Source organism: Marinobacter sp. P4B1 (genome assembly GCF_001447135.1).
In the GTDB taxonomy this organism is placed as follows: domain Bacteria; phylum Pseudomonadota; class Gammaproteobacteria; order Pseudomonadales; family Oleiphilaceae; genus Marinobacter; species Marinobacter vinifirmus.
The window spans coordinates 1,079,974-1,106,401 of sequence record NZ_LLXM01000015.1 but is presented as its reverse complement, the minus strand read 5'-3'; the positions used below and the strand labels follow the sequence as shown (position 1 = coordinate 1,106,401).

The window sequence follows — 26,428 nt, the reverse complement described above, 5'->3', positions numbered from 1 at the left end:
GCCATTACTCCCCTTCAGCCCGGGCGTTTTCAGACAGGCTCAAGCGTTCGCTGCCCACCAGCTCATCCGGATTGGTCACCACCCGTTCGCCTTCCGAAAGCCCGGCCAGCACCTCCAGCCGGTCGTTCTCGCGAACACCCAGGCGAACCTGGCGCAGACGGGGCTGATCCTGGCTGTCCAGCACAAACACGGCCCGCAGTTCGCTGCGCTGAATCAGCGCGCTGGCCGGCACCCACAGGGCCTCCCGGCTGGCTACCGGCACACTGACCTTCACCAGCATGCCCGGGAACAGGCTGCCATTGGGTTCATTCAGGCGCAGCCGCAGGCGGAAGGTGTGGGTTTCCGGATTGGCGTAGGGATAGAACGTCAGCTCGCCGGTTTCCAGCACCCGGCCGTCGGCCAGGGTAACGGTAGCCTGGCGTTCGCTGCGGGCCAGATCTGCGTACTTCTGGGGCAGGTCAACCACGACCCGAAGTTGCTCCAGCGACAGGCCGCTGAGCAGCGGCTGGCCCGGGTTCACCGACTCGCCCAATTCCACATGGCGCTCGGTCAGGATTCCGCCATAAGGGGCAATAATGCGGGTGTAGTCCAGTTGTTTCTGCGCTTCTGCCACAGAGGCTTCCGCCCGCTCCACCCGGGCCCTGGCCGCACTGAGGTTGTTCCTGGCCTGGTCAAACTCTTGCCGCGACACCAGGCCCCGCTCATGGATGGCTTCTATGCGGGTGTACTGCTGCCGGGCATCCTGCAAACCGGAGCGGGCTTCTCCAAGGCCGGCTTCCGCCTGCCGAAGGCGCGACTGCTGCTCGCTGTCTTCAAGGCGCACGATCAGGTCTCCGGCTGCGACCGAATCGTCCACATCAAACGGCAGCTCGACCACCGTACCGCTGGTCTGGGCCGACACCGTGCTCTGCTGAACTGCCTCAATCAGCCCGTCAAGGTGTACGGTTTCATTGAACGGCGCCCGGGTTACCGGCGTGGCCTGGAGATCCTGTGCCGGAGCTGCGATGGAAAAGAGTAACCAGGGTGCCAGCATCCATCCGATCAACGCGCGCTTAGCCATCAACTTATTCCTTTTTGGTATTTGCTAATAACCGAATTCTAGCACCATTTTCACCCGATGAAATCAGGCCCGGAGGTTATTTTCCGGCTGTTCCGGCGGAGCCTCTGAGCCGCCCTCTTCGGCTGGTTTCCAGCCTTTGTCACCCAGGTCGTCACTTTCCGCCAGCAACCGCAGCAGGCGCTCCCGGGTCATGGCCTCGTGCAGCTCGATCTGGCGCTGTTCGTTACGCAGGGATTTCAGCAGTGCCGTTGCCATGAAGATCATCAGCATCATGAACGGAAAGGCCGCCAGTATGGAGATGGTCTGCAGCGCTTCCAGCCCGCCACTGAGCAACAGTACACCGGCCACAGACACCTGCACTATGCCCCAGGTCAAGCGGGACCAGCGTTTCGGGTTGAGCACCCCCTTGCTGGTGAACATCCCCAATACAAAGGTAGCCGAGTTAGCGGACGTAATAACAAACAAAACGATCAGCACCAGCATCAGCCCGCCCAGAATGGCGGTACCCGGCAGGTATTCCAGGGTGGCAAACAAGGCCGAACTCATTTCCGCGGTCACCGCCTCGCCCAGCGCCGCGCCCTCGAACAGTTCGAAATACAGCGCCGAACCGCCAAAGGTGGAGAACCAGACAATACTCAGCAGCACCGGCATACCGATCACCCCGAACACGAACTCGCGGATGGTGCGGCCGCGGGAAATCCGGGCAATAAAGCTGCCCACAAACGGCGCCCACGACAGCCCCCAGGCCCAGTAGAAAATGGTCCAGCGCTCTACCCAGTCATCGCCGGTGTAGGGCGTCATCACCAGGCTCATGCCCACCATGTTGGAAAAGTAATCCCCGATGGCATTGGTCATGGCCGCCGTAATGAAATCGGTGGGCCCGAAGAAAAACACGAATACCAGCAAACCCGCTGCCAGCACCATGTTGGCATCACTCACGTAACGGATACCGCTTTCCAGCGGCGCCAGCGAACACAGCAGAAATACCGCGGCCACACCCGCCAGGATGAACAGCTGTTGGCTGACCCCGAATGCCGTGCCGGCAACCGCCCCCAGACCACTGTTGATCTGGATAACCCCCAGCCCGAGTGTGGTGGCAACCCCGAACACCGTGGAGACGACCGCCAGGATATTGATGGCATGGCCGGCACCGGAATCCACCCGGTCGCCCATGGTGGAGCGGAAAGCTTCACTGATCAGGCCGGGGCGCTGCAGCCGGAAACGCACATAGGCAATGGCCAGCCCTACCAGCGCGAAATTGGCCCATTGGTGAAAGCCCCAGTGAAACAGCGAATAGCGCATGGCCATACTGGCCGCCTGCGGGCTTTCCGGTTCAGCGGAACCAAACGGCGGCGAAACAAAGTGGCTCATGGGCTCGGCCACCGCCCAGAACACCAGCCCCACCCCCATACCGGCGGAAAAGATCATGCCCAGCCAGGTCAGGTAGGAGAACTCCGGCGCCTCGCCGTCGGCCCCCAGTCGTATCCGGCCGTAGTCACTGCCAGCAATCGCTATGCAGAACACCAGGAAACCCGAGGTGGCAAACAGGTACAACCAGCCAAAGTGCAGGGTGGTGAACTCCAGGGCCTTGTGGGCATAGAAGGACAACTGGTCCGGCATCAGCCCGCCGGCCACCACAAAGACCGCCAGCAGAACAAATGAACTGTAGAAAACCCAACCGGGACGATGACTCATAACAACCCTGTTATCCGATACTGCTGAATTTATTGCGTTCCCATTCTAGTCATATTGGCCAACCCCTGCAGAAAGGCACAAAAAAACCCCGGGCAGACTCAACATCTGCCCGGGGTATAAATGTCACCCGCCGGCTATGAGAAGCGGGTAACCGCCATAATCGTCTTTACCACCGGGCCGTGAGTGCTGCGCGCACGGTACGGCCGGGTTCGTTGACCTTGAAAAACTCCTCGCCCAGAGCATCCGCTTTGCTCACGTGGGATGCCCAGGTCTTGTCGAACACGTTATCCACCGCCCAGGTCAGGCTCAGGTTGGCCATAAGCGGATGGGTACCGGACAGGTTGAAGACGCCGTAACCCGGTGAGGTGCTGGGATCAAGGCCAGACTCCAGGTCTACCCGATCCTGCCGGCGCGCCAACTGCCATTCGGCTTCCAGGGTGTGACCCTGATGATGCCAGCCAAGGGTCTGGATAAACTGAATGGGCGGAATCCGCGGCAGCGCCTTGTCGGCATCCCGGTTTTCACCCCTTACAGACGCCAGCTTGCTGTTGGTGCTCCAGGTACCATTGCTCCAGCCCAGCTGGCCTTCGACACCCAGCAAGCGGGCATCAATGTTGTGGTAGCGGTCCTGGGAACGCAGAACATAGTCGTCCACCTGGTCTACCCAGACCGCCGGACGCCAGTTCCAGTTGCCTTCACGGCCCGACAGGCTGATTTCCAGCTTGTTGTGCTTTTCGGTATCCAGGCCCGGGTTACCCACCCAACCCAGCATTTTGTTGACGTAGCGTTCGGTCACTCCAGGGCTGCGCACACTGTGGCTGGCCACGACATCCAGGCTACGATTCGTCGCGTAACGCCACTCACCACTGACAAAGCCACTGACGTTGTCATCATTAGCATCAGTGTTGGTGGTGCCATATACCTGCTCGTAAGCCTTGGCCGCACTCATCGACACCATGGTTCCATCTGGCTTTTTAAGCATGTAGGTCTGGTCAGCCTTGGTGGCCTGCATCTCTTCGCGGTCGTAACGAATACCGGCACCCAACCGGGTGTTCATGCGGATCTGGTGGAAGGCTTCAACAAACACACCCACACGATCCCGCTCAACGCCAGGCCACATGTAAGAGGCCACAACGTCTTTATCCACGTTGTTCAGGGCGGCATCCCAGTCGTTGCTTTCCACATCGACACCGATGGCAATGTCTTTGGTGTAGTTGATGGTCTGATCCAGCACCAGCCGCACGCCTTGCGTACTGGTCTCCGAGGCGGTCAACATTTTCATGGGAGCCGTTTGCTCGCGCAGACTGAAGTTGTCCATCACATGGTCAACGTCCGCCTGCCAGGCCATCAGGTTCCAGCCGCCGTTGGCAACGGGCGCACCCAGCTCCAGTCGATACAGGTCGGTATCGGTTTTCGGCGCGTCCATACCACGGCCCGGGAAGCTGACATCCCGCTCTTCCTGGCGGCTGACCATGCCTTTGATGTAGAAGCCGTTATCAGCTGTCCACGCACCATCCACCCGGCCTTCGGTGTTTTCGTAGGAGCTGCGGACTTCGTTACCGTCGCCGTCTTCGTAGTCGTCGGCTTCGTCGTAGCCGCCGGCCAATCGAATGAAGGCATCCTTGCTACCGGCCGCTACGCTGCCGTTCACCAGTTTGCCTTCGCCATTGTCGGCGCCGCCCAGGGTCAGGTGGCCGGTTGTGCGGTTGTCATCCGCAAATTCCGGAGCTGCAGTGGTGGCCACCACCTGGCCGCCGGCAATCGGCCCCCAGCGCAGGGTGCGGTTGCTGGTGCGCACTTCCAGCACCGGCGCCAGCGCCGTACTCAGACGGCTGGTGGGCGGGTCCATCCGGCTCGGGCAGGCGCCTTCCACCCGCATGCCGTCCAGCAATACCTCAACCCGCTCCTCGTTCTGGCCACGGATCACCGGGTCCAGGCCACGGCCACCCATACGGGACAGCGACACAGACGCATCAGACGACAACCGTTGTACCGGCTCGGTCTGGATAGCCGCCGCAGAAAGCCTGGCCGCTTCGGCGGACTGGCCTTCGGTTACCCGGATGACCACCGGGTTTTCAGCTTCGGACTGGGCATTGGCAAGGGGAGCGACGGTATAGCCGGCCATCACAAGGCTGATACAGCGAGCCAGGCGGGTTTGTCTCAACATCGGTTGGCAGTCCTTGGATCGTTCTAGTTGGTTGCATGACTAATGATCCGGAATTGTAAGACCCTTCCTTAAGCCTGGCTTGAGACACAATGCCGCACCTCTTTGGGGGTATCTCCGATAGGTGCAGAAGCACATTGTTTCGCCCTGCACTTGCAAAACCACCGTCAGATGTGGTGAAATCTCGTCCCTTTTTTTGGGTGGTCGCAAATTCTTGCGACTTTCAATACGCGAATTCCGAGGGCTTATCCCATGACAGCAAAACTCGACGAAAAGCTGGAACCGATTTACCAGGACGTTCTGCACCGCAATCCCGGTGAGAAAGAGTTCCACCAGGCAGTTCATGAAGTGCTGGAAACTCTGGGGCCCGTACTGGTCAAGTATCCCGAGTTCGCCGACAAGAAGATCATCCAGCGCATCTGCGAACCAGAGCGCCAGATCATCTTCCGTGTACCCTGGCAGGACGACAGTGGCGAGATCCACATCAACCGTGCCTTCCGTGTTGAATTCAACAGCGCCCTGGGGCCCTATAAAGGCGGCATGCGTTTCCACCCTTCCGTTTACCTGGGCATCATCAAGTTCCTGGGCTTCGAGCAGATCTTCAAGAACGCCCTGACCGGCCTGCCCATTGGCGGCGGTAAAGGTGGCAGCGACTTCGATCCGAAGGGCAAGTCCGACGACGAAATCATGCGTTTCTGCCAGAGCCTGATGACCGAGCTGTACCGTCACCTGGGCGAGTACACCGACGTTCCTGCCGGTGACATCGGCGTGGGCGGCCGCGAGATTGGCTACCTGTTCGGCCAGTACAAGCGCATCACCAACCGTTACGAGTCCGGCGTGTTCACCGGCAAGGGCCTGGACTGGGGCGGCAGCCGTGCCCGAACCGAAGCTACCGGCTACGGCACTGTATTCTTCACCCACGAAATGCTGAAAGCCCGTGGTGACTCCCTGGAAGGCAAGACTGTCGTGGTTTCCGGCTCCGGTAACGTGGCCATCTACGCCATCGACAAGTGCCACGAGCTGGGCGCCAAGGTCATTGCCTGCTCCGACTCCCAGGGCATGATCGTGGACGAGAACGGCATCAACCTGCAGACCCTCAAGCGTATCAAGGAAGTTGAGCGTCGTCGCATCAGTGCCTACACCGAGTTCCACAAAGACGCCAAGTACGTGGAAGACGGCAACATCTGGAGCGTTCCGTGTGACGTGGCCCTGCCTTGCGCCACCCAGAACGAGCTCAACGGCAGCGATGCCAAGACCCTGGTCGAAAACGGCTGTATCGCCGTTGCTGAAGGCGCCAACATGCCGACCACCCCGGAAGGCATCATCATCTTCCAGGATGCCAAGATCGCCTACGGCCCGGGCAAGGCAGCCAACGCCGGTGGTGTTGCTACCTCTGCGCTGGAAATGCAGCAGAACGCCAGCCGTGACTCCTGGACCTTCGATTACACCCAGAAGCGCCTTGAGGAAATCATGATTGATATCCACAAGAACTGCTACGAGACTGCGGCCGAGTTCGGCGCCGAAGGCAACTACGTGCTGGGCGCCAACATCAATGGCTTCCTGCGGGTTGCCAAGGCCATGAACGCCATGGGCGTTATCTGATCCTGCCATGAACGGCGAAGAACCTCGCCAGTCCGAAGACCGGGTATCTACCGGTCTGGCCGGACTGGACGAGGTTCTGGATTACCTCAGAATCGGCGATAACGTTGTCTGGCGGGTCTCCCACCTTGATGACTATCGCCGATTCGTCCTTCCCTTCGTTGATGCCGCCGCCGATGCCGGCCGGCAGATTCTCTACCTCCGGTTTGGCGACCATCCGCCGATCATTGAAAACCACCCTGCCGTTCGCACGATCGAAATCGACGCCCTTGGCGGGTTTGAAAGCTTCACCAGCCGGGTCTGGCACCTGATCGAGCAACACGGTCGCGGCGCGTTCTACGTCTGTGACAGCCTGAGCGAGCTGCTCAATGCCTGGGCCACCGACGCCATGGTGGGTAATTTCTTCCGGGTGGTATGTCCGTACCTGTTCGAGCTGGATACCGTGGCCTGGTTTGCCCTGCACCCGGAGCGCCACTCCCGGATGACCCTGGACAGAATCCGCCAGACTACACAGGTAATGCTGGACGTTCGCCGCCATGGCGACAATGTGCAGGTACAGCCAATCAAGGCCTGGCGCCGGCAATCGCCCACCATGTTCCTGCCCCACCGGGAGCATAACGGCCAATTCTGCCCGATTACCGACAGCAGCGATGCCACCCGGTTACAGGCCAGCCTGGAACAGGAAAGCCTGCACCGGCAGCCCCTTCTGGATTACTGGGACCGATTGTTCCAGGACGCCAGCCGGGCCCTGTCCGAAAACGACGACGCCGCCATTGCCAACCTTCAGGAGCAGGTGCTGCAGGTTCTGGTCAGCCGGGACCCGCAGATACTGGAACTGGCCCGCCGTTATCTCTCGCTGGAAGACCTGCTGGCCATCCGCGGCCGGCTGGTGGGCAGCGGCTATATCGGCGGTAAGGCTACGGGCATGCTGATTGCCCGGAACATCCTGCTGAAAGACGATCCGCAACAATGGCAGGAGATGCTGGAACCCCACGACTCCAGCTATCTGGGCACCGATGCTTACTATGCCTTCCTGGTGCACAACGGCCTGTGGCCGGCGATCATGCGCCAGCGCTCCGCCACCGGTTACCTGGCAGAAGCCCCGGCCCTGCAAAACGGTATTCTGCAAGGCCGCTTTCCCGATGAAATCCGGGCAGACCTGGAGCGCCTGCTGGACCACTACGGCCAGTACCCGATCCTGGTGCGCTCATCCAGCCTGCAGGAAGACGGTTTCGGCAATGCCTTTGCGGGCAAGTACGACAGCGTGTTCCTGGTCAACCAGGGCTCGCCCGAACAGCGACTGGCCTCGCTGGAAGATGCCATCCGGCAGGTGTATGCATCGTCCATGAGCAAAGATGCGCTGGTATACCGCAAACAGCGGGGCCTGGACCAGCGGGAAGAACCCATGGCACTGCTGATCCAGCGGGTAAACGGCCGGTTCCACACCCGCTACTACCTGCCGGATGCCGCCGGCGTGGGGGTGTCCCGCAACACCTTTGCCTGGGACAGCAACATGGACCCGAAAGCCGGCATGGTGCGACTGGTGATGGGCCTGGGCACCCGGGCGGTGGACCGTATTGAAGGCGACCACGCCTGCGTGATGGCACTGGACCATCCCACCCGGCAACCGTTCCGCAACCAGGACGAAAGCTTCCGGTTCTCCCAGCACCTGGTGGACCTGCTGGACCTGGAAACCGGGGGCCTCGAAACCCGGCCCCTGAGCCAGATGCTTCCATCTGCGCCAAACCTGCCCATGAACCACCTTGCCGAAATCGACCGGGACGCCACCGCCAGGGCCGAGCAGATCGGCCTTGATGGCCCGGTCTGGCGCCTGACCTTCCGGCCACTGGTGCAGGGCAGCCGGTTTATCAACCGGCTATCGAGCCTGCTGGCCACCCTGGAAGCCGGTTACCGGCATCCGGTGGATGTGGAATTTACCCTGCATCTGAATGCCGAGGGAGAGCCGTCTTTCAACCTGGTGCAATGCCGCCCACTGGCCACCATTGGCGAAACCGGCCCGGTGCAGATTCCGGACCCGCTGCCCGAGCCCCGGCTGCTGTTCCGGACCCGGGGCCATTTCATGGGCGGCAACATCAACCTGGCCATCACAAGGGTGATCCGGGTAAACGCCGCCATCTATGCCGGCCTGAATACCAATGAGCGCTACGAGGTAGCACGGCTGGTCGGTGAAACCGTGCGGGCTTCGGCCGAAGCCACGATGCTGGTCGGCCCCGGTCGCTGGGGCACCAGCAGCCCGGAACTGGGTGTTCCGGTGCGGTTTTCCGACATTGCCGGCGTGGCCGCGCTGGTGGAAGTGTCAGAAAACGCCGGCGACATGGTGCCGGACCTGTCCTACGGTTCGCATTTCTTCCAGGACCTGGTGGAAACCGGCATAGCCTATGCGGCCCTGTTCCCGGATACCGCCCACTGCCAGTACCACCCTGATCGCCTGCCACCCTGCCAGCTTTCAGGAATGGCTGGGCAAGCTGCAGAAGCCGTGGAAGTCCATCACATCACCCGGGGCCAGCTGCAACTGACCGGCGATGTGGTAAGCCAGCAACTGGTGTGTTATTTCACCGATTGACCCCTGACAAAAGGTCGCACGTTGTTCAGGTGCGCCGCAGCCGCTTGCTGCTAGAATGCCCTCATGGAATGGCTCACTCACTCTCAGACCGGTTTTCGCCAGGCTGCCCGCTACCTGCTGGGCATGCGGCTGGCCATCATCACCACGCAACTGGTGGCTATTGCCGTTGCCGAATCCGTCATCACCCTGGCGCACCGGGCCGAGGCCCTGCTGGTTTGCCTGCTGTACGGCGTGTTGGCCACCCTTGGCTGGCTCTGGTTCAACCGCAAACCGCCCGAATCCTCGGTTCCGGTCAGCCTGACCCTGGCCACGGACCTGATCCTGATCGGTCTTTGGCTGTTCTACACCGGTGGCTATACCAATCCGCTGGTGTCGGTGTTGCTGCTGCCCATTGCCGTGGCCATTATCCTGGTACCAACCCGCCAGAGTATTGCGCTAACGCTCACCGGCATTGCCGTGTACACCGCCCTGGTCATCTGGCACACCCCGGTGGTGCACGATCACCACGGCGGCGACCTGGCCCAGCTACACCTTGTCGGCATGTGGGTAACCTTTGCCCTGACCGCCGGCATTCTGCTGCTAGTGGTGGGCACCCTGGCCCGTCGCCTGCGACACCAGCAAAGCCAGCTGTCCCGGTTCCGGGAAAACCGGTTGCGGGATGAGCAGGTAATCGCCCTTGGCCTCTCGGCGGCGGCGGTTGCACACCGGCTCGGCACGCCACTGAACACCATGACCTTGCTACTGGACGAAATCCGTTCCCACGGCGGCCAGGGCAACCCGGAGCTGGAAGAAGACCTGGACATGATGGGCCAGCAGGTGATGCTGTGCAGCAGCCACCTGCAGCAGCTCACCAAAACCGCCGTAGAAGCCAAGACCGCCCAACTGGAAACCCTGCCAGTAGGTGAGTGGCTGGCCAGGTTGCGGGAATCCGCCACCCTGCTGTGGCCGTCCGGCCCTATCCAGTGGGCAAAGGATCATCCCGATGCCCGCATTGCGGTCGACGCCACCCTCGACCAGGCCATCCTGAACCTGTTGGCCAATGCCCTGACCGCCAGCCCCCAGTGGGTAGCAGTCAGCAGTCGGCAAACCGATAACGGCCGCATAGAGATTGTGGTCGAAGACCACGGTGAAGGGTTGGAGGCCGCCCTGGCCGGAGCACCCGGCGAAGACATAGTCGATTCCAGGAACGGTCTGGGAGTTGGCCTGTTTTTGTCTAATGCCACCATCCAGCGGCTGGGCGGCAACCTGAAAGCCCGAACCGGCAATACCGGAACCACCATGGTGATCGATTTGCCAAAGGCCGTGACATCCACTGCAGGAGAGCCGGAATATGTCTGAACAGGAACAGTGGCTGATTGTTGATGACGACCAGGCCTTCCTGCAGGTGCTGAGCCGCTCCCTGGCCCGGCAGGGTATCGAGGCCATCACCGCCAGCAACCACGACAGCGCCATGGATGCGCTGGATGCCCACAACATCCGCCGCTGCGTGCTCGACCTGAACCTGGCCGGCGAGAGCGGACTGCAGTTGCTGCCGGAACTTCTCGACACCAACCCGGACCTGGACGTACTGGTGCTCACCGGCTACGGCAGCATTGCCACTGCCGTGGAGGCCATGCGCCGGGGGGCTGCCAACTACCTGTGCAAACCGGTGACCGTACAGCAGCTGATCAGTGGCTTTGAACCGCTGGAAGCCCCGCCTGAATTGCGCCCGGAGCCACCCTCGGTGGAAGAAATGGAATGGGAACACATCCAGCGGGTGCTGAATGAGCACGAGGGCAACATCTCGGCGACGGCCCGGGCCCTGAACATGCACCGCCGCACCCTGCAAAGGAAGCTGCAAAAACACTCCCGCTGGCGCCAATAACCCCAACGCAAGCTATTCAATCCACACGATTTTGACGGACATCAATTCCGTCAGACTAATGTGTAATGCCCGCAATTCGCGTATACGCTAGGATTGCGCGGCGCCTGACTTTTGCAATAAATGGATAATCCGCTGACTGTCACTGCGGCCATCTCGGCCTCTACGGACGGTTAAACTGATTGCGATTGCTATACTTTCCGGCGCACTCACAGGGAGGAGAGCCAACCGCCAATTACCGGATTTACCCGAGATGCCCAAAGGTCCCGAACACATCGCACCAACTGCTGATATTTCCCCGGCCCGGCTGGCACTGGTGGCCACCACCACCAGCAACATGGTGCTGATCCTGGATGGCGAGGCCCGCATCGAATGGGTAAACGGCGCGTTTGAGGCCCATACCGGTTACCCCCTGACCGATATCCGGGGCAAAAAGCCGTTTGACCTGTTACCCGGAACCGGCACCGACAAGGAAACCGTCGCCCGCATCCGGGCGCACTTCGCCAACGGCGAACCCTTCGAAGAAGACATCCTGCACTACACCGCCAGCGGCACCCCGTATTGGGTACACACCTGCAGCATGCCGATCGGCAAAGCAGAGGGCGTAGACCCGGGTTTTGTCATCATCCAGACCAATATTTCCGACCGCAAGCACGGTGAGCGGGGCCTGCGCATTGCCGCCAGCGTATTCGACCGCAGCCACGAGGCCATCCTGATCACCGACAAGCACAACCGCATCATGGATGTGAACCCGGCCTTCGCCCGCATCACCGGCTACAGCCGGGAAGAAGTGCTGGGCCTGAACCCGAACATTCTCAGCTCCGGCCGGCACTCCAAGGCCTACTACCAGTCCATGTGGCGCTCTATCGAGCAAAACGATTTCTGGCGTGGCGAGCTGTGGAACCGGCGCAAGAATGGTGAGGAATATGTGGAGTTGTTGTCGGTCAGCCGGGTTCACCTGGAGGAGCCGGGGCAATATTTCCACGTGGCGTCGTTTTCCGACATCACCGCACTGAAAAACCATGCCCGGGACCTGGACCGGGCTGCTAACTACGATGAACTCACCGGCCTACCCAACCGGCAGTTGCTGGTGGAACGTCTTCACACGGCCCGCCAGCACGCCGACCGCCAGAAACGTTCGCTCTCGGTGTGTTACCTGGACATTGACGGTTTCAAAGCCATCAACGACGAATTCGGCCACGACGCCGGCGACAAGGCCCTGAAAACCGTGGCCGACCGCCTGGCCCACAGTCTGCGCCGGGGCGACACCATCGCGCGGATCGGCGGCGACGAGTTTGTCATCCTGGTTCAGAGCGACAACCCGGAAATCGTCTATCAGCGACTGCTGGCGGAAGTGAGTCAGCCGATCCCGGTGGCGGATACCTTTATTACGGTCACCGCCAGCCTGGGCGCCGCCATTTATCCGGACGATAACACCGACGCCGAAGGCCTTATCCGCCACGCCGACCAGGCCATGTACGCGGCCAAGGAAAAAGGCCGTAACCAGTTCCACATTTTCGACCCGGGTGAAGACGCCTTCCGGCGCCAGCGCCGCAACCAGCTGGTGGAAATCGGCAATGCGCTGGAGCACAACGAATTCGAACTGTATTTCCAGCCCCAGGTGCGGCTGGCAGACTGCCAGGTCGTGGGCTTTGAAGCCCTGATTCGCTGGAACCACCCGACCAGGGGCCTGACCACGCCCGGGGAGTTCCTGCCTGCGGTAGAGAACAGCCATCTGGAAGTACCGCTGGGCAGCTGGGTGCTGAAAGAAGCCATCCACCAGATGAACCTGTGGAACGAGGCCGGTGAGCAGCTTGCGGTGAGCATTAACATCGGCGCACCGCACCTGATGGACCGGAGCTTTGTGCACTACCTGGAAAGCTACCTCCAGAGCCACCCGGAGGTAAATCCGGAACAGATCACACTGGAAGTGCTGGAATCCACCGCCCTGGAAGACATTCAGCGCGCCGAGAACGTACTGGCAAAGTGCCAGACCCTGGGCCTCCAGGTTGCCCTGGATGATTTCGGAACCGGGTTCTCATCCCTGACTTACCTGCGCACCCTGCCGATCAACATGATCAAGATCGACCAGAGTTTCATCCGCGACATGCTGCAGGACGACAGCGACCGGGCGATTGTGGAAAGTGTGATTTTCATGGCCCAGCGCTTCGAGAAACCGACCCTGGCCGAAGGCGTGGAAACCATGGCCCAGGCCGAAGCGCTCATGGCCATGGGCTGCAACCTGGTGCAAGGCTATGCCGTGGCCCGGCCCATGCCGGCTTCCGAGGTGCTGCGCTGGCTGGCCATGTGGCGGGAGAATGCCTCCTGCAAGGCCCAGTCGGAGCCCCCCGCTAGCGATACCGGCGCTGGTCCAGGGTGCTCAACCGGTCGGGATGGAACACCATCAGGCCGGTCACAAACGCTCCGTTGATAAAGCCTTCGGGAATCATGAACAGCGGCAGGTAGCGCAGGTATTCGTGCACCAGCATGTCGAAACTATAGGCTCCGCTGGTCCAGAGCAGCAAACACATCACCACCCCGGCCGCCGCCACTGACAGCCCGGCACCAAAGAACCCGCAAAAGAAGATATAAGCGAAGAAATTTCGGAAGTTACGCCGACGCTCCCACAGCATGATGCCGTGGCTCACCAGGGCCGGCACCATCACAGTGACCAGCCCGTTGGCGGCAAACATCATCAGCGGTTCGCGCCCGGTAATCACCGTAATCACCAGCGCCAGCAGGCCGGCGAGCACTGCCAGGGCCCAGCCCACCATCAGGGTAATCACAGTGATACCGAAAATATGAATGGCCAGCCCGGGCGATATCCCCGCCCTTAACTGCCAGACAAACCCCAACACCACCGCAGCGCCAAACAGCGTGTGCTGGGCCGCGTCATCGTTGCGGAAGGCCCGCCAGTCCACGGACCGGAGGGCGGCAATCAGAACCAGCACAAACAGCAGTGCCGTGAACAGCCACTGGCCAGTGGAGAGCAGGTTGTCAGTCATTCCCATCAGTGGTCACCGGTTACTAGCGCCAAGAAACACGGGGGCAGTGTTCAACATACCCCCGCGCCGGTCAATGGGATCACTGCGCTCAGATCATGCGATCGCCGGCCGGTTGGTGAGTGCCTGCCAGGCCTCATAGGTGCTCAGGTACACGCCACCGCCCAGGTGTTCCAGAAACTCCGTGCACTTGAGCCGGTCCATCACCGGGCCTTTCACCTCCGACAGGTGCAGCCTTGCGCCGGCATCGTGCAGGCGCTCGTTGATGGCTTCGAGGCTTTCCAGCGCCGAGGCATCAATCAGGTTCACCGCGGGGCACACCAGCACCAGGTCTGTCAGTTCCGGCTCCCGGGTGATCAGGTCCATCACCGTTTCCTCAAGGAACCGGGCATTGGCAAAATACAGGCTTTCGTCCACACGCAGGAACGTCACCTTCGGGCAAAGCTCCACATCATGGCGCAGCACGTTGCGGAAATGCTCGGTGCCCGGCACCCGCCCTACCACGGCACTGTGGGGCCGACTGGTTCGATACAGGAACAACCCGATGGACAGCGCCACCCCGGCAATAATGCCTGCCTCCACGCTGTGAACCAGGGTCAGCACAATGGTGGCCAGCATGGCGCCAAAGTCGGTACGGGAATACCGGAAGGTGCGAGCCAGCGCCGGCAGGTCGATCAGTGTTGCCACCGCCACGATAATGGTTGCTGCCAGCGTCGCCTGGGGCAACCAGGCGATAGCCGGAGTCAGGAACAGGGTAGCCAGGGCAATACCTACAGCCGTGTAAGCCCCCGCAGCCGGTGTTTCCGCGCCGGCATCAAAATTGACCACCGAGCGGGAGAAGCCACCGGTTACCGGCATGCCACCGGAGAATCCGGAGCCCAGATTGGCGGTTCCCAGCCCGATCAGTTCCTGGTCCGGGTCGATGCGCTGCCTGCGCTTGGCGGCCAGGGTTTGGCCTACCGATACCGACTCCACAAAGCCCACCACACTGATCAGCAGGGCGCTTACCGCCAACTGGGACCACAGGGACGGATCCAGGCTGGGCATGGTGAAAACAGGCAAGCCAGAGGGTATGTCACCCACCAGCCTTACCCCCTGCTCATCCAGTCTCAGGGCCCAGGCCACCAGGGTGGTCACCACCACCGCCAGGATCGGTGCAGTTTTGGTAATGATGTCTGCCGCGCGCGGTGCCAGCCCCAGCCTCTTCAGCACCGGTTTCAGGTAACGGCGGGACCAGATCAGGAACAACAATGCCCCGGTGCCCACCAGAAGGGTAGGCATATTGGTATCACCCAGAGCGCCGAACAACGATCCGACAATATCGATCAGGTTGTGCCCGGACGACTGGATACCAAACAGGTGCTTGAGCTGACTGGCCGCAATCACAATCCCCGATGCGGTAATGAATCCCGAGATTACCGGGTGGCTGAGGAAATTGGCCATAAAGCCAAGCTTCATCACCCCCATTACCGTCAGCATCAGGCCCGACATCACCGCCAGCAGAACGGCTCCGGCGAGGTATTCCGGCGTACCGGCCTCAGCCAGTGGCGCCAGAGCGGCCGCGGTCATCAACGAAGCCACGGCTACCGGCCCGACAGACAATGTCCGGCTGGTACCAAACACGGCATAGATCACCAGGGGCAGGATACTGGCATAGAGCCCGACATGGGCAGGCAGGCCTGCCAACAGGGCATAGGCCAACGACTGCGGGATCAGCATGACCGTGACGATCACAGCCGCGATCAGATCACTGGTGACCTGATCGCGATTGTAGCGCGGCGCCCATTGCAGAATGGGCAAGTAGCGTTTCAGGTTCATACCCGGCTCAGAACCGGTTAACCGGAACTTTCAGGTACACCTGACCGTTGTCTTCCGCCGGCGGCATGTGCCCGGCCCTCATGTTCACCTGAACAGAAGGCAGAATCAGCCGGGGCATATCAAGGGTGGCGTCCCGTTCAGTACGCATCTTCACAAACTCGTCTTCCGAAATGCCCTGGTGGACATGCACATTGGCTTCACGCTGTTCAGCCACCGTGGTCATGTGGTGGTACTCATCCCGACCCGGCGCCTTGTAATCGTGGCACAGGAAAATGCGGGTCTGTTCCGGCAGCGCCAGTACCTTCTGGATCGACTGGTACAGTGTGCGGGCATCGCCACCCGGGAAATCGCAGCGGGCAGTACCGTAGTCCGGCATGAACAGGGTGTCGCCCACGAAGGCGGCATCGCCGATAACGTAGGTCAGGCACGCCGGTGTGTGGCCCGGAGTGTGCAGCACATAGCCTTCGAGGTTGCCAATGGTGAAGGTATCGCCTTCCTCAAACAGCTGGTCGAACTGGCTGCCATCGCGTGCAAATTCGGTCCCGGCATTAAAGGCCTTGCCAAAGATTTCCTGAACGTCGACGATTTTTGCGCCAATTCCCGTCTTTCCGCCAAGATGTTCGTGCAGATAGGGTGCTGCCGACAGGTGGTCTGCGTGTACATGGGTCTCCAGAATCCACTCAACCGTCAGGTTGTTGTCTCGAACGTACAGGATGATCTCGTCTGCAGAGCGCACGTCGGTGCGGCCGGCGGCGTAGTCGAAATCCAGCACCGAATCCAGGATGGCACAGGCCTGACTGTCCGGATCACGCACCACGTAACTGAACGTATTGGTGGGTTCGTCGAAGAAATGCTGAACGATAGGCTGAGTCATGGTATTCACCTTGGATGTCGCCGATATCTATGATTTGATCTAAGGATATACTGAAACGATATATAAGGTGAAATTCTGTTTTCTTATATAGGCGATAAGCTCGATGCATCACACCGGGCACCGGAACACGTTCCGGCCCCCGGCAGGGTGTTTGCTCAGCGTTGCCCGAGAAGCTGTGTGGCCTCGCGGCGGCGACCGTCATCTGCCAGCTCACGACCCGGCCTGCCTGGCGCCGACAGTACTTTTTCCAGGTACACCCGCGCCCGCTCCGGCTCATCCTGATCCAGCAGAAAATCCCCGAAAAAATAATTGGCATCAATGCCATCAGGGTTGATCGCCAGGGCTTTTTGCAGATAACTCCGCGCCTTGCTGTCATCCCCGAACCCCAGCGGCCAACCCGGCACCTGGTAGTATAGACTACCCAGAGACGTATAGGCCGAGCCATCCAGTGCCTCTGGATCGATGTCCAGTGCCGCTTCCAGTGAAGCCCTGGCCTCTTTTACCAGCCCCAGGGCGCCCAGACCGCCTTTGGCGCCAGCGTAGGTGCTGAGCACAATACCCTGCCAGATCAGCGGTTCGGCCCGGCCCGGGTAATCGGCGACAAAGGTCTCAGCGTCCCTGGCCAGTGCTTCAAACGCCTTTTCCCTGTCGTCCTCGGGCAACTGATACTGGATCTCGGCCCAGCGTTGCTGAATGTGCACCAGCTCAGCCTGTATGTCCTGAGCCCACAGAGGCATGGCCAGGACACTGGCCAACATCATTGCTATCCACTTCATGACATTGCTCCTGAATCCAGAAAGCGCCGGATGACCGGCAGTTGTTTCAACATGGCTTTATCCACCATCTTCGGCAGGATGCCGTTGATCACCACAAACAGTTTTTCCGGCCAGCCCAGGAAGCGCCGGCGCTCATCCTTTTCCATGGCCTGAAGAATCTGGGCCGCCACGGTTTCCGGAGCGTCCATGGCATTGCCCAGCGCCCGGTTCAACTCGTTCACCGGCTCCGGGTTCATGGCCGTGGCGGTCGCCCTGGGGGCCACGTACACCACCTGCACCGGGGTATCCGCCAGCTCCCGGCGCAGGGCTTCGGTAAAGCCGCGCAGGCCGAATTTGCTGGCACAGTAAGCGGTGTAGCCCGGGAACCCGATACTGCCGAAGGTGGAACCCACAAACACCAGGCCGCCCATCCCCGCTTTACGGAACCGCGGGACAAAATGCCGGGCGACCAGCATGGCGGAACGCAGGTTGACCATGAGCTGGGCGTCCAGGTCGCTGACCGCCATGCCCTCCAGCGCCGCAAAGCGGTTCTGGCCGGCGCAGTGGATCACGCCATCAATATCCGGATACACCTCGGTCAGCTGTTGCAGTTGCCGGTCCAGTTCCAGGCTGGCCAGCTCCAGGTGCACCGGGGAAACGCCTGCGCGCTTTTCCAGCCGCTCGGGATGGCGGGTCGCCACAATCACCCGGGCACCACTTTCCACCAGGGGGCTGATCAGGGCCTGGCCAATGCCGCCAGTGCCGCCCAGCAGCAGAAAGGTTCGGTCATGCAGCCTCATGGCGCTGCTCCTTGTTACTGGCCGGCAGCGGAATGCTGTGCAGCATGTCGCCGTAAAGTCGATACACCATGCGGGCCGACTCGATGATGACCTGCTGGTCGTCCGGATCTGTAATGCTGTCCATCAGGTTGCGGAAAAACTCGAAGTGCTCCTGGTCCAGTGCGCCGTGAGAATACAGATAGCTGAAGGCCTGGTCAGGCAGGCCCAGCTGTTTCTGGATGGCTTCGCCCAGCGGCGTGGCCAGTTCGATGGAGGTGCCTTCCAGTACCTGAACCATGCCGAAAAAGGCGGCCGGGTTGCCGCGCTGGATGCGGTCGTACAGGTATGCCACCATCAGCTCGATGGAGGTATCCGGCTGGCCATGGCGGATGGCTTCCTTGTCTTCACCACAGGCTTCCAGGTCGTTCAGGATCCACTCGTGGTGGCCGTATTCTTCCTCGATGTATTCCACCAGCGCCTTGCGCACAAACTCCAGCCGCTCAGGGAGCCGCCCGCCGCAAGCCATCATCAGCGGTACCGTGTGTTTCACGTGGTGGTAGGCCTGGGTCAGAAACCAGGTGTAGCCTTCAAGGTCAAAGCGACCCTCCTGGATGGCTTGAATCACCGGGGCTCCGGTGACATGGGCCCGGGCCTGTTCGGTTTCGGATTGCAGTCGGTCAAAAAATGCCATGTTGGAGACTCCTGGCGTTGTCTGTTGGGGAGAAGTGCCCGCAGGCACAGAAAGATTCATAAAAAGGGGAAAGGCTTCAGCCATGAGCATGGGCAGGTCAGCCTGAATCTGATGCCGCACCGGGCGGCCGTTGGCGGTGATATGGCCTTCGGCCTGGGTCAGGGGTTGCCGGCGGATGTACACGGCCTGCAAGCGGGCGTAGTCGGGCAAGCCGGCATTGAGTGCCGTCAGGGCTGCCCGCAGCTTGTCAGGGCCACGACCATCCCGAACCACCAGCAAGGCGCTGGGTTGTGGTTCGCCATCACCAAACACCACGGCCTGGGCGGCGCCCACGGCCTGTACCAGCTCGCTCTCCAGCCATTCCGGGCTGATGTTGCGGCCAAAACTGGTAATGATCAGGTTCTTGGCGCGGCCGTTAACAGCCAAGAAGCCCTCCGGGCTGATCGCCCCAAGGTCTCCGGTGTCCAGCCAGCCATCATCTTCGGGCTCGTCGCCCAGATAACCCAGATGGGTGTTGCCCCGCACCAGAATCCGCCGATTGTCGTCCACCTGAACCTGTACATGCGAAAGCGGCCGGCCCACAGTGCCCTCCCGCTCCACGCCCGGTACATTCAGGGCCACCACCGAGCCACACTCAGACAAGCCATAACCTTCATACAGGGGCAAATTCATCGCCCGGCCACGGGCCAGCAAATCCGGTGAAACCCGGCCACCACCAACGGCCAGGAAACGAAACGAATCCGTGGCCAGCGAACCCTGCTCGGCGGCATTGACCAGCGCCATGGCCAGCTCCGGCACCAGAATCACCGAATGGGGCTGGTGCTGATTCAGGCCGGCCACCAGCTGACCCAGTTCCAGGCCGCTGCTGCCAGTCATGCCCAGGGTTTGCAACGGGGCAACCGTCACCGTGGCGCCCATCAGCAGGGGCAGGTAAACCCCGGCAATGTTCTCCAGCAGGGTTGCCAGCGGCAGAATGCACAGGTGTTGCTCCAGCTCCACACCTTCCAGCCGCTGCTGCAGCGCACCGGCGGTCGCCGCCAGCTGCTGCGCCGACAGGCACACGCCCTTGGGGGTACCAGTACTGCCGGAGGTGAAGGTAATCTTGGCGGTGTGTTCCGGCATCCAGGAGGCAGCAGGGGACACCGGCAAATGTCTCAACCAGACGCCATGACCGATCATCTCCGCCTGTTCTGCTTCGCCACTGAATACCAGGGCATCCAGCCCGGCCCGCTGAATCAGGTGCTCGGTCTGGCTTCTGGAAAAAAACACCGGCACCGGTACACACACCACGGCCGCCATCAGACAAGCCAGGTCCGCAACCACCCATGCCGGGGTGTTGTCGCCACACAGGCCGATGCGTTTCACGCCCAGGCTCCGCAACTGCCCGGCCACCAACTGCGCCGCCCGCCATAGCTGCTGATAACTGAAACTGGCGTCTGGCCCCTGCAGTGCAATGCGCTCCGGATGTTGCCGGACCCGCTGAGACAGGAGATCAAGCAAGGCGGCCATAGGCACCTCCGAGATCCGCCTGCGGTTTATCCTCGGCCGCAACAACCGGCTGCACCAGCTTCAACAAGCCGGCGGCGCGCAAGGCCGCCATACCATCAGCGACCTTGATGGTCATCACCACCGGATGATGGTCGTAATAGCGACCCCAACCAGCGCCGCCATCCGGCAATTTTGAAGGGTCGGCATCCGCCAGCACCTGCGTGGCGATGCCGAGCCGATGGAAACTGTTGCGCAGCTGGTCGGTACCGGTACACACCACCCAGTCATAGCCGGCAGCATCCAACCACACTGAGAGCGAGGCGAACAGATAGCGGCTGACCCCGGCTTCCACCCCGGCCAGGTGGGCAATTTCGGCAATACCGCTGCGCCTTGTTCCCGGTTCCGGCATCAGTGTTTGCACCGGCACCGACAGGTAATCCTCCAGAAAAAGCCGTTCCTGTTCCGCATTGCGCACGCCAACGGCGGCCAGCAGCGTTCCCTGAGCGGTTGTCAGGGCCAGAAGCCGTGGAATACGCAGGGAAGGCTTGGCCCCGTACGCGTGGAGGAAGCGGCGCCGAATGAAATCCGACACCGTGTGAGCCAATGGCGTGTTGGACTGGATTTCGCAAAACCACCGGCCAGCACAACGGACGGCCGGAACCAACTGCCCGGAATCCGGAGGACAACAGGTCGACATTGTTAACGGATCAGTCATGGCTGCTTTCTCTCTGCTTGCTTTTCCTGGCCCAGACGGACGCAGGGTCATGGCTGACAGATTAGAAAGGCTGGCTTAAACCAGTCTTAAGACGGCACCACAGCAACCTTAAGAGCGCCTTAAGGTTTCTGTGCCTGCACGGTTAAGGCTCACTTAAGAAAGGAGGGGTAGATTGCGGCCAACCTCGGGGCTATCCCGAAAACAATCGACACAGACGCAAACACCTATGCCCAAAGCTCGCCATTTTTTTCAACGCCGACTTGCCCGTTTCCTTGCAGCCGGCGGACTGGCCACGCTGTTGCATTGGCTGATGATGGGCCTGCTGGTTCAGGCCGGGCTTGACCCCAGGCTAGCAACAGCAACCGGAGCCACGGCCGGACTGGTTTTCAACTACGTGGCCCAGCATCAGTACGCGTTTGCCTCGAACCTGCCGCACCGAGTCGCGATGCCGCGATACCTGGCGGCAGCCAGTCTGGGCTGGACCCTGAACCTTTTCAGCTTCTCCGTTCTCAGCCTGGCTGGCCTCAAAGTCCTGTCAGCACAGTTCCTGGCCACGGCACTCGTCACGGTTGCCAATTACTTCTTTGCCAAGAGGTTTGTTTTCCATGAAAAAACAACGCTCAAGCTCCCCTGAACCTATGCTGAGCATAGTTATTCCGGTCCACAACGAGGCTGAAGTGCTCCCGGCCCTGCTGGCTCGACTCTGGACAACCGGGCAAAAGCTCGACGGCAGCTTTGAGCTGCTGTTTGTCGACGACGGCAGTCGGGATGATTCGGTCGCCATTCTGATGGCCGCCAGGCAACGGCAGCCAGAAATCCGTGTCTTGCAGTTGTCCCGAAACTTCGGCAAGGAGGCGGCAGTCTCGGCCGGCCTGGAGCACGCCCGCGGCGAGGCCGTGGTGCTTATGGATGCAGACCTTCAGGATCCCCCCGAACTGATTCCCGACATGCTTGCCGAATGGCGCAAAGGGGCCGATGTCGTGCTGATGAAACGCCGATCCCGGGCCGGCGAAAGCTGGCTTAAACGCATCACGGCCAGCCTTTTCTATCGTCTGATCAATCGGATCAGCGATTCTCCGATCCCGGTGGATACCGGCGACTTCCGGCTGATGAGCCGGCGCACAGTCGAGGCCTTGAAACAGCTCCCGGAACGCAACCGCTACCTCAAGGGCATGTTTGCCTGGGTGGGTATGCCCACGGTGACCCTGGAATTCGACCGCGACCCCAGAACCGCAGGCACCACCAAGTGGAACTACCTGAAACTCGTGCACCTGGCCATGGAAGGCATCACCTCCTTTTCGACCCGACCGCTGCGACTGGCCCTTGTGCTGGGCCTGCTGGCGGCGGGCGCCGGAGGAGCGGTGGGTCTGTGGGAGGTAATCCGGGCACTGGTCTTCGGCATTTCAACACCGGGGTATGCCTCCCTGATCGCCATGGTCACCTTCCTGTCCGGCGTCCAGCTTCTGTGTGTCGGCTTGCTGGGGGAATACATCGGGCGCATCTATATGGAAACCAAGCAACGCCCGGTCTTTATCGTGGCGGAAGACAGCCATGAAGCCATGGCTTACGCACAACCCCTGCTGAGAGTGGCCGGACATGACCAGAATCAGTAACACCTTGCTCTGGCTGCTGGTCTCGGTGCTTGCCGCCAGGCTCGGCCTGTCTGCCTTGTTGCCGTTCGCAGACACCACCGAACCCCGCTACGCAGAGATGGCGCGGATCATGGCGGAAACGGGTGACTGGATTACGCCGTGGTTTGATATTGGCGTGCCTTTCTGGGGCAAGCCGCCCCTGTCGTTCTGGTCCCAGGCGCTGTCGTTCAAGCTGTTTGGCGTCAACGAATTCGCCGGCCGACTGCCGTCGTGGCTGGCCAACGTCGGCATCGTCTGGCTGGTATACAGCCTGCGGCGCTACCTGCATCCCGAGCCGCTCGGCAACGGTGCCAAAACGCAAGGGCTCTGGGCTGCGTTGATCTACGCCACCACCGCACTGGGATTTCTGTCTGCCGGCACGGTAATGACGGATTCATTTCTGGCGCTTGGCACCAGCCTCACACTGGTGAGCCTGGTCATTCGCCTGCAAGGGGGCCCGCCGCTCTGGAGCTGGCTGTTCTTCATCGGCCTGGCTATTGGTCTGCTGGCCAAGGGCCCGCTGGTTCTGGTGCTGGCTGGCCTGCCGGTGTTCCTCTGGGCGCTCGCCTTCAACCGCTGGCAGCCCCTCTGGCACAGCCTGCCCTGGGTGCGCGGCCTGGCCCTGACCCTGCTGATTTCAGCCCCCTGGTATGTTCTGGCGGAGCTGAAGACACCTGGCTTCCTCGATTACTTCATTGTCGGCGAGCACATCAAGCGTTTTGTCGTCAGCGGCTGGCAGGGTGATCTGTACGGCAGCGCCCACGATTTCCCCCGGGGCACTATCTGGCTCTATCTGGTGCTTGCCAGCATGCCTTGGGGGCTGGCTGCGATGGCCGGGATGGTCCGCCACCACTGGCGCGGTGTTCACAAACTGCAGCATTGGCTTAGTGGCGAACACAACGTCAGCACCCTGGTGGTGCTGGCGGCGTTAGCTCCGGCCCTATTCTTTACCCTGGCTGGCAACATACTCTGGACCTATGTGCTGCCGGGGCTGCCCTTTGTGGCCGTGCTTGCCTCGGGATTACTGACACCAGACACCGGCCAGCGCCTGCCGCGCCCCACGGTAGCGGCCAGCCTGCTCATCCCCGTGCTCGGCACCCTGGCCAGCGGCTGGGTCTACCTGTATCCGGAGCAACTGAAAACGGAACGGGAGCTGGTGATGACCGCCAGCCAGCTGGCCGGGCGTTCATCGGCCAGACTTGTGTACACCGGCGAACCGCCATTTTCGGCCAGGTTTTACAGCGCAGGCAGAGCCGATAGCATTGACGTGGAAAGTCTTCGTCTTCAGCTCGCGAATGGAACTCTGCGGCGACCTTTGGCGGTGGCCGTGGGAAAAAACCAGCATGACTTACTTGGCCAGTTGCAGCAGATTACCGATCCGGTCGACGAAAACCGGCGTTACAAGCTGTTCCTGCTGGAACCGATGACCAACAATACGGCTGGGAACAGTAATTCGGACCGCAAATTGCCCGCATTCCATTACACTGAAAAACACCAGCAACCTTTGAGCTAAAAACCAACCGGATGGCGTAGCCAAATGCGCATACTTCTGACCGAAGACGATCACCCACTGGCCAACACCATGCTGAGCATGCTGCGGGACGACCAGAATACCGTAGATTGGGTCGATGATGGCCAACAGGCTCTGAACGCCTTACTGAACGAGAGCTTTGACCTGGCCATTCTTGACTTGACGTTACCCCGTGTCGATGGCCTGGACATTGTCCGCCAGGTGAGGGAGCAGGGCGTAGAGTTGCCCATCATCATCCTGACTGCGCGGAGCGAACTGACCGAAAAACTACAGGGACTGGATGCAGGGGCAGACGATTACCTGACCAAGCCCTTTGCCATGTCAGAACTGAAAGCCCGGATAAGGGCTGTTACTCGCCGCCGCTCAGGCACACGAGCCTCAGGACTCAAGGTGGGGCGACTCGTGCTTGATCCGGACTCTGCGCAATTGCAGGTAGGCACAGAGACGTTCGTGCTACCCCGTAGCGAACTGCAGATCCTTCACTATCTGATGCGGCACCCTGATCAGGTGGCAACCAGACGACGTTTGGAGGAACAACTTTACGGCTGGGATCAGGGTGCCGAGAGCAACGCCCTGGAAGTTCACGTTCACCATCTGCGCCGGCGGCTGGGTAAGCAGGCCATTCGCACTGTGCGCGGCGTTGGCTACATGCTGGACAGCAAAGCAGCCTCGGAAGGCCAAGAAATATGAGCCTGACACGGAAGCTGATTCTGCTAATTACCAGCACTGTTTTTATGATCACTCTAATCGCGGCAGGCTGGGGGTTCTATGTCAGCAATCACCAGTTGGACGAACTGTTCGATGCGGAGCTGGCACAAAGTACCCGGATTGTGCAGGGGCTGGTGGAACATCTCTCGAGCACTCAGTCTATCGAGCAGTTAGCCTTTACGCTGTCGAAAACTCTCGAATTGCCGGACGCATTATTTCAGGGCGATGAAGAAGAGGACGAAATTCTGCCCGACGGTGCCGGGCATAAATACGAACGCAAAATCGCTTTCGAAGTCTGGTCTCCTGATCAACAACCTGTGCTGGACACGCTCCGGGCTAACGATGCCCAGGGCCTTGAGCCAGGATTTGCCTGGCAGGAGGCCGCCGGCTATCAATGGCGAACGTTTACCATGCGAGATCCATCGACCGGGTTCTGGATACGTACCGCCCAGCGAGAGGACGTTCGGGATGAACTGAGCCAGGAAATTGCGCTGGGCAACGTTCTGCCTTTTCTGTTGGCGTTGCCTCTACTGGCCATAGCCGTCCTGGCATCAATTCAGGTGAGCTTCAAGCCTTTGAGAAAGCTCGAAAAACCGGTTCGGAACATGGCGCCGGAGAACATCCATCCCCTCGATGATCGTCAGGCTCCGAAAGAAGTAGCTGGATTGGTGCACGCAGTCAACGGCCTGTTGAGACGGCTGAATCAGGCTCTGGAACGTGAACGCCGCTTCTCCGCTGATGCTGCACATGAGCTGCGAACCCCATTGGCCGCGCTGCGCCTGAACCTGGAGAAAGTTTACGGTGACAACCCCGAACAATATGGAGACCTTATCCAGGCCGTAGACCGAATGGTTCATCTGGTCGAACAAATGCTGTTACTGAGTCGGGTGGACTCCGGCGCTCAGTTTCCGCCGGAGCATCACAATCTTTCCGCCATTCTGGAACAAAGCATCGCAGATGTTGCACCGCTGGCGCTAAAGAAAAACATAGAGCCGGTGCTCCAGGACGAAACAGGTCAGTCCCTGATTAGCTGCCATCGTGCCCTGATTAACACCCTCATGCGCTCCTTGCTGGCCAACGCCATCCAATACAGTCCGCCTCATACCATAATCACCACCAATCTCGTTCCCACAGGTGAAGGCTACGCCATTTCGGTTTGTGACCAGGGTCCTGGAATTCCCTCGGAGGAGCGTGAACGCGCACTCAGCCGGTTTGTGCGACTGGATCAACGTAAAGGTGGAGGCGCAGGGCTGGGGCTGGCGATTGCTCGGCGTATTGCCGAGCTCCATGGTGGCCATCTTATCCTGGCAGACAGGGCAGACGGTCAACCCGGGCTTTGTGTGCAAGTATGGCTGCCAGCACGATGCCCGGCGCTCACGAAACACTCTTAAGATTCGGTTAAGCTTCAAGGCTGATAATTCTCCGAGGCATAAACCGCACGGCAACATGGTTTGGTTAACATCTTGGAGAATA

20 protein-coding genes are annotated in these 26,428 nt (G+C 60.6%); 10 read left to right on the top strand and 10 right to left on the bottom strand.

The features are described from left to right. Window positions 1-4 precede the first annotated feature (4 nt). The 3 genes from AQ621_RS16595 to AQ621_RS16585 all read right to left on the bottom strand — a co-directional run bounded on the left by AQ621_RS16595 (window position 5) and on the right by AQ621_RS16585 (window position 4,922). On the bottom strand, window positions 5-1,060 hold the full coding sequence (locus tag AQ621_RS16595; protein WP_058342322.1) for an efflux RND transporter periplasmic adaptor subunit: 1,056 nt from the start codon (window positions 1,058-1,060) through the stop codon (window positions 5-7). A 63-nt stretch (window positions 1,061-1,123) separates the two neighbouring features. Further along, the gene (locus AQ621_RS16590; RefSeq protein ID WP_058342321.1) at window positions 1,124-2,755 is read right to left on the bottom strand and encodes a BCCT family transporter; all 1,632 of its coding nucleotides are present in this window, start codon (window positions 2,753-2,755) and stop codon (window positions 1,124-1,126) included. A 166-nt stretch (window positions 2,756-2,921) separates the two neighbouring features. Next, a complete protein-coding gene (locus AQ621_RS16585; RefSeq protein ID WP_082641132.1) occupies window positions 2,922-4,922 on the bottom strand; it encodes a TonB-dependent receptor domain-containing protein in 2,001 nt (666 codons plus the stop codon). 249 nt (window positions 4,923-5,171) lie between these two features. On the opposite strand from AQ621_RS16585, the gene gdhA reads away from it, so the two are divergent. The 5 genes from gdhA (at window position 5,172) to AQ621_RS16560 (ending at window position 13,394) form a co-directional block, all read left to right on the top strand. Then, window positions 5,172-6,521, top strand: a complete 1,350-nt coding sequence (gdhA, locus tag AQ621_RS16580) for an NADP-specific glutamate dehydrogenase (protein WP_022990586.1) — start codon at window positions 5,172-5,174, stop codon at window positions 6,519-6,521. Window positions 6,522-6,528: 7 nt separating this feature from the next. Beyond that, the gene (locus AQ621_RS16575; protein WP_058342320.1) at window positions 6,529-9,102 is read left to right on the top strand and encodes a PEP/pyruvate-binding domain-containing protein; all 2,574 of its coding nucleotides are present in this window, start codon (window positions 6,529-6,531) and stop codon (window positions 9,100-9,102) included. Window positions 9,103-9,165: 63 nt separating this feature from the next. Then, entirely contained in the window at window positions 9,166-10,440 is a 1,275-nt protein-coding gene (locus AQ621_RS16570; protein ID WP_058342319.1) for a sensor histidine kinase, read from the top strand. Continuing rightward, on the top strand, window positions 10,433-10,966 hold the full coding sequence (locus AQ621_RS16565) for a response regulator transcription factor (protein WP_058342318.1): 534 nt from the start codon (window positions 10,433-10,435) through the stop codon (window positions 10,964-10,966). Before AQ621_RS16570 ends, AQ621_RS16565 begins: the two co-directional genes overlap by 8 nt. Window positions 10,967-11,216: 250 nt before the next feature. Beyond that, on the top strand, window positions 11,217-13,394 hold the full coding sequence (locus tag AQ621_RS16560; RefSeq protein WP_082641131.1) for a GGDEF and EAL domain-containing protein: 2,178 nt from the start codon (window positions 11,217-11,219) through the stop codon (window positions 13,392-13,394). Here AQ621_RS16560 and AQ621_RS16555 read toward each other — a convergent pair. From AQ621_RS16555 to AQ621_RS16525, 7 genes are all read right to left on the bottom strand, one after another. Further along, complete coding sequence (locus tag AQ621_RS16555) at window positions 13,315-13,974, bottom strand: energy-coupling factor ABC transporter permease (RefSeq protein ID WP_022990581.1); 660 nt, start codon at window positions 13,972-13,974, stop codon at window positions 13,315-13,317. The two genes, AQ621_RS16560 and AQ621_RS16555, sit on opposite strands and share 80 nt — an antisense overlap. An 87-nt stretch (window positions 13,975-14,061) precedes the next feature. Continuing rightward, on the bottom strand, window positions 14,062-15,783 hold the full coding sequence (locus tag AQ621_RS16550; RefSeq protein WP_058342317.1) for a SulP family inorganic anion transporter: 1,722 nt from the start codon (window positions 15,781-15,783) through the stop codon (window positions 14,062-14,064). A gap of 7 nt (window positions 15,784-15,790) precedes the next feature. After that, window positions 15,791-16,657, bottom strand: a complete 867-nt coding sequence (locus AQ621_RS16545; protein WP_058342316.1) for an MBL fold metallo-hydrolase — start codon at window positions 16,655-16,657, stop codon at window positions 15,791-15,793. A 155-nt stretch (window positions 16,658-16,812) separates the two neighbouring features. Beyond that, entirely contained in the window at window positions 16,813-17,433 is a 621-nt protein-coding gene (locus AQ621_RS16540; protein ID WP_058342315.1) for a tetratricopeptide repeat protein, read from the bottom strand. Then, window positions 17,430-18,212, bottom strand: a complete 783-nt coding sequence (locus AQ621_RS16535; protein ID WP_022990577.1) for an SDR family oxidoreductase — start codon at window positions 18,210-18,212, stop codon at window positions 17,430-17,432. The genes AQ621_RS16540 and AQ621_RS16535 overlap by 4 nt, the downstream gene beginning before the upstream one ends. After that, window positions 18,199-20,391: an AMP-binding protein gene (locus AQ621_RS16530; RefSeq protein WP_058342314.1), complete on the bottom strand. Its 2,193-nt coding sequence runs from the start codon at window positions 20,389-20,391 to the stop codon at window positions 18,199-18,201. Before AQ621_RS16530 ends, AQ621_RS16535 begins: the two co-directional genes overlap by 14 nt. Further along, a complete protein-coding gene (locus tag AQ621_RS16525; RefSeq protein WP_413772296.1) occupies window positions 20,375-20,962 on the bottom strand; it encodes a thermostable hemolysin in 588 nt (195 codons plus the stop codon). The genes AQ621_RS16530 and AQ621_RS16525 overlap by 17 nt, the downstream gene beginning before the upstream one ends. 349 nt (window positions 20,963-21,311) lie before the next feature. On the opposite strand from AQ621_RS16525, the gene AQ621_RS16520 reads away from it, so the two are divergent. Genes AQ621_RS16520 through AQ621_RS16500 form a run of 5 tightly spaced genes read left to right on the top strand, consistent with a single transcriptional unit; the run spans window position 21,312 to window position 26,346 of the window. Beyond that, window positions 21,312-21,719 carry a GtrA family protein gene (locus tag AQ621_RS16520; protein ID WP_011783843.1) on the top strand — a complete coding sequence of 136 codons (408 nt, stop codon included), beginning with the start codon at window positions 21,312-21,314 and terminating at the stop codon, window positions 21,717-21,719. Beyond that, window positions 21,691-22,698 (top strand): glycosyltransferase family 2 protein, encoded by a 1,008-nt coding sequence (locus AQ621_RS16515; protein ID WP_058342313.1) that lies wholly within the window; start codon window positions 21,691-21,693, stop codon window positions 22,696-22,698. Before AQ621_RS16520 ends, AQ621_RS16515 begins: the two co-directional genes overlap by 29 nt. Then, window positions 22,682-24,229 carry an ArnT family glycosyltransferase gene (locus AQ621_RS16510; protein ID WP_058342312.1) on the top strand — a complete coding sequence of 516 codons (1,548 nt, stop codon included), beginning with the start codon at window positions 22,682-22,684 and terminating at the stop codon, window positions 24,227-24,229. The genes AQ621_RS16515 and AQ621_RS16510 overlap by 17 nt, the downstream gene beginning before the upstream one ends. Before the next feature lie 24 nt (window positions 24,230-24,253). Next, the gene (locus AQ621_RS16505; RefSeq protein WP_058342311.1) at window positions 24,254-24,937 is read left to right on the top strand and encodes a response regulator transcription factor; all 684 of its coding nucleotides are present in this window, start codon (window positions 24,254-24,256) and stop codon (window positions 24,935-24,937) included. After that, the gene (locus AQ621_RS16500) at window positions 24,934-26,346 is read left to right on the top strand and encodes an ATP-binding protein (RefSeq protein ID WP_058342310.1); all 1,413 of its coding nucleotides are present in this window, start codon (window positions 24,934-24,936) and stop codon (window positions 26,344-26,346) included. The genes AQ621_RS16505 and AQ621_RS16500 overlap by 4 nt, the downstream gene beginning before the upstream one ends. Window positions 26,347-26,428: the final 82 nt, after the last annotated feature.

Bases quoted from the DNA above. Each gene is read 5' to 3' on its own strand.
- AQ621_RS16500 (WP_058342310.1), top strand. From the start codon at position 24,934: ATGAGCCTGACACGGAAGCTGATTCTGCTAATTACCAGCACTGTTTTT.
- AQ621_RS16555 (WP_022990581.1), bottom strand. From the start codon at position 13,974: ATGGGAATGACTGACAACCTGCTCTCCACTGGCCAGTGGCTGTTCACG.
- AQ621_RS16550 (WP_058342317.1), bottom strand. From the start codon at position 15,783: ATGAACCTGAAACGCTACTTGCCCATTCTGCAATGGGCGCCGCGCTAC.
- AQ621_RS16595 (WP_058342322.1), bottom strand. From the start codon at position 1,060: ATGGCTAAGCGCGCGTTGATCGGATGGATGCTGGCACCCTGGTTACTC.
- gdhA (WP_022990586.1), top strand. From the start codon at position 5,172: ATGACAGCAAAACTCGACGAAAAGCTGGAACCGATTTACCAGGACGTT.
- AQ621_RS16540 (WP_058342315.1), bottom strand. From the start codon at position 17,433: ATGAAGTGGATAGCAATGATGTTGGCCAGTGTCCTGGCCATGCCTCTG.
- AQ621_RS16590 (WP_058342321.1), bottom strand. From the start codon at position 2,755: ATGAGTCATCGTCCCGGTTGGGTTTTCTACAGTTCATTTGTTCTGCTG.
- AQ621_RS16530 (WP_058342314.1), bottom strand. From the start codon at position 20,391: ATGGCCGCCTTGCTTGATCTCCTGTCTCAGCGGGTCCGGCAACATCCG.
- AQ621_RS16545 (WP_058342316.1), bottom strand. From the start codon at position 16,657: ATGACTCAGCCTATCGTTCAGCATTTCTTCGACGAACCCACCAATACG.
- AQ621_RS16585 (WP_082641132.1), bottom strand. From the start codon at position 4,922: ATGTTGAGACAAACCCGCCTGGCTCGCTGTATCAGCCTTGTGATGGCC.
- AQ621_RS16575 (WP_058342320.1), top strand. From the start codon at position 6,529: ATGAACGGCGAAGAACCTCGCCAGTCCGAAGACCGGGTATCTACCGGT.
- AQ621_RS16510 (WP_058342312.1), top strand. From the start codon at position 22,682: ATGACCAGAATCAGTAACACCTTGCTCTGGCTGCTGGTCTCGGTGCTT.
- AQ621_RS16565 (WP_058342318.1), top strand. From the start codon at position 10,433: ATGTCTGAACAGGAACAGTGGCTGATTGTTGATGACGACCAGGCCTTC.
- AQ621_RS16520 (WP_011783843.1), top strand. From the start codon at position 21,312: ATGCCCAAAGCTCGCCATTTTTTTCAACGCCGACTTGCCCGTTTCCTT.
- AQ621_RS16505 (WP_058342311.1), top strand. From the start codon at position 24,254: ATGCGCATACTTCTGACCGAAGACGATCACCCACTGGCCAACACCATG.
- AQ621_RS16560 (WP_082641131.1), top strand. From the start codon at position 11,217: ATGCCCAAAGGTCCCGAACACATCGCACCAACTGCTGATATTTCCCCG.
- AQ621_RS16570 (WP_058342319.1), top strand. From the start codon at position 9,166: ATGGAATGGCTCACTCACTCTCAGACCGGTTTTCGCCAGGCTGCCCGC.
- AQ621_RS16515 (WP_058342313.1), top strand. From the start codon at position 21,691: ATGAAAAAACAACGCTCAAGCTCCCCTGAACCTATGCTGAGCATAGTT.
- AQ621_RS16535 (WP_022990577.1), bottom strand. From the start codon at position 18,212: ATGAGGCTGCATGACCGAACCTTTCTGCTGCTGGGCGGCACTGGCGGC.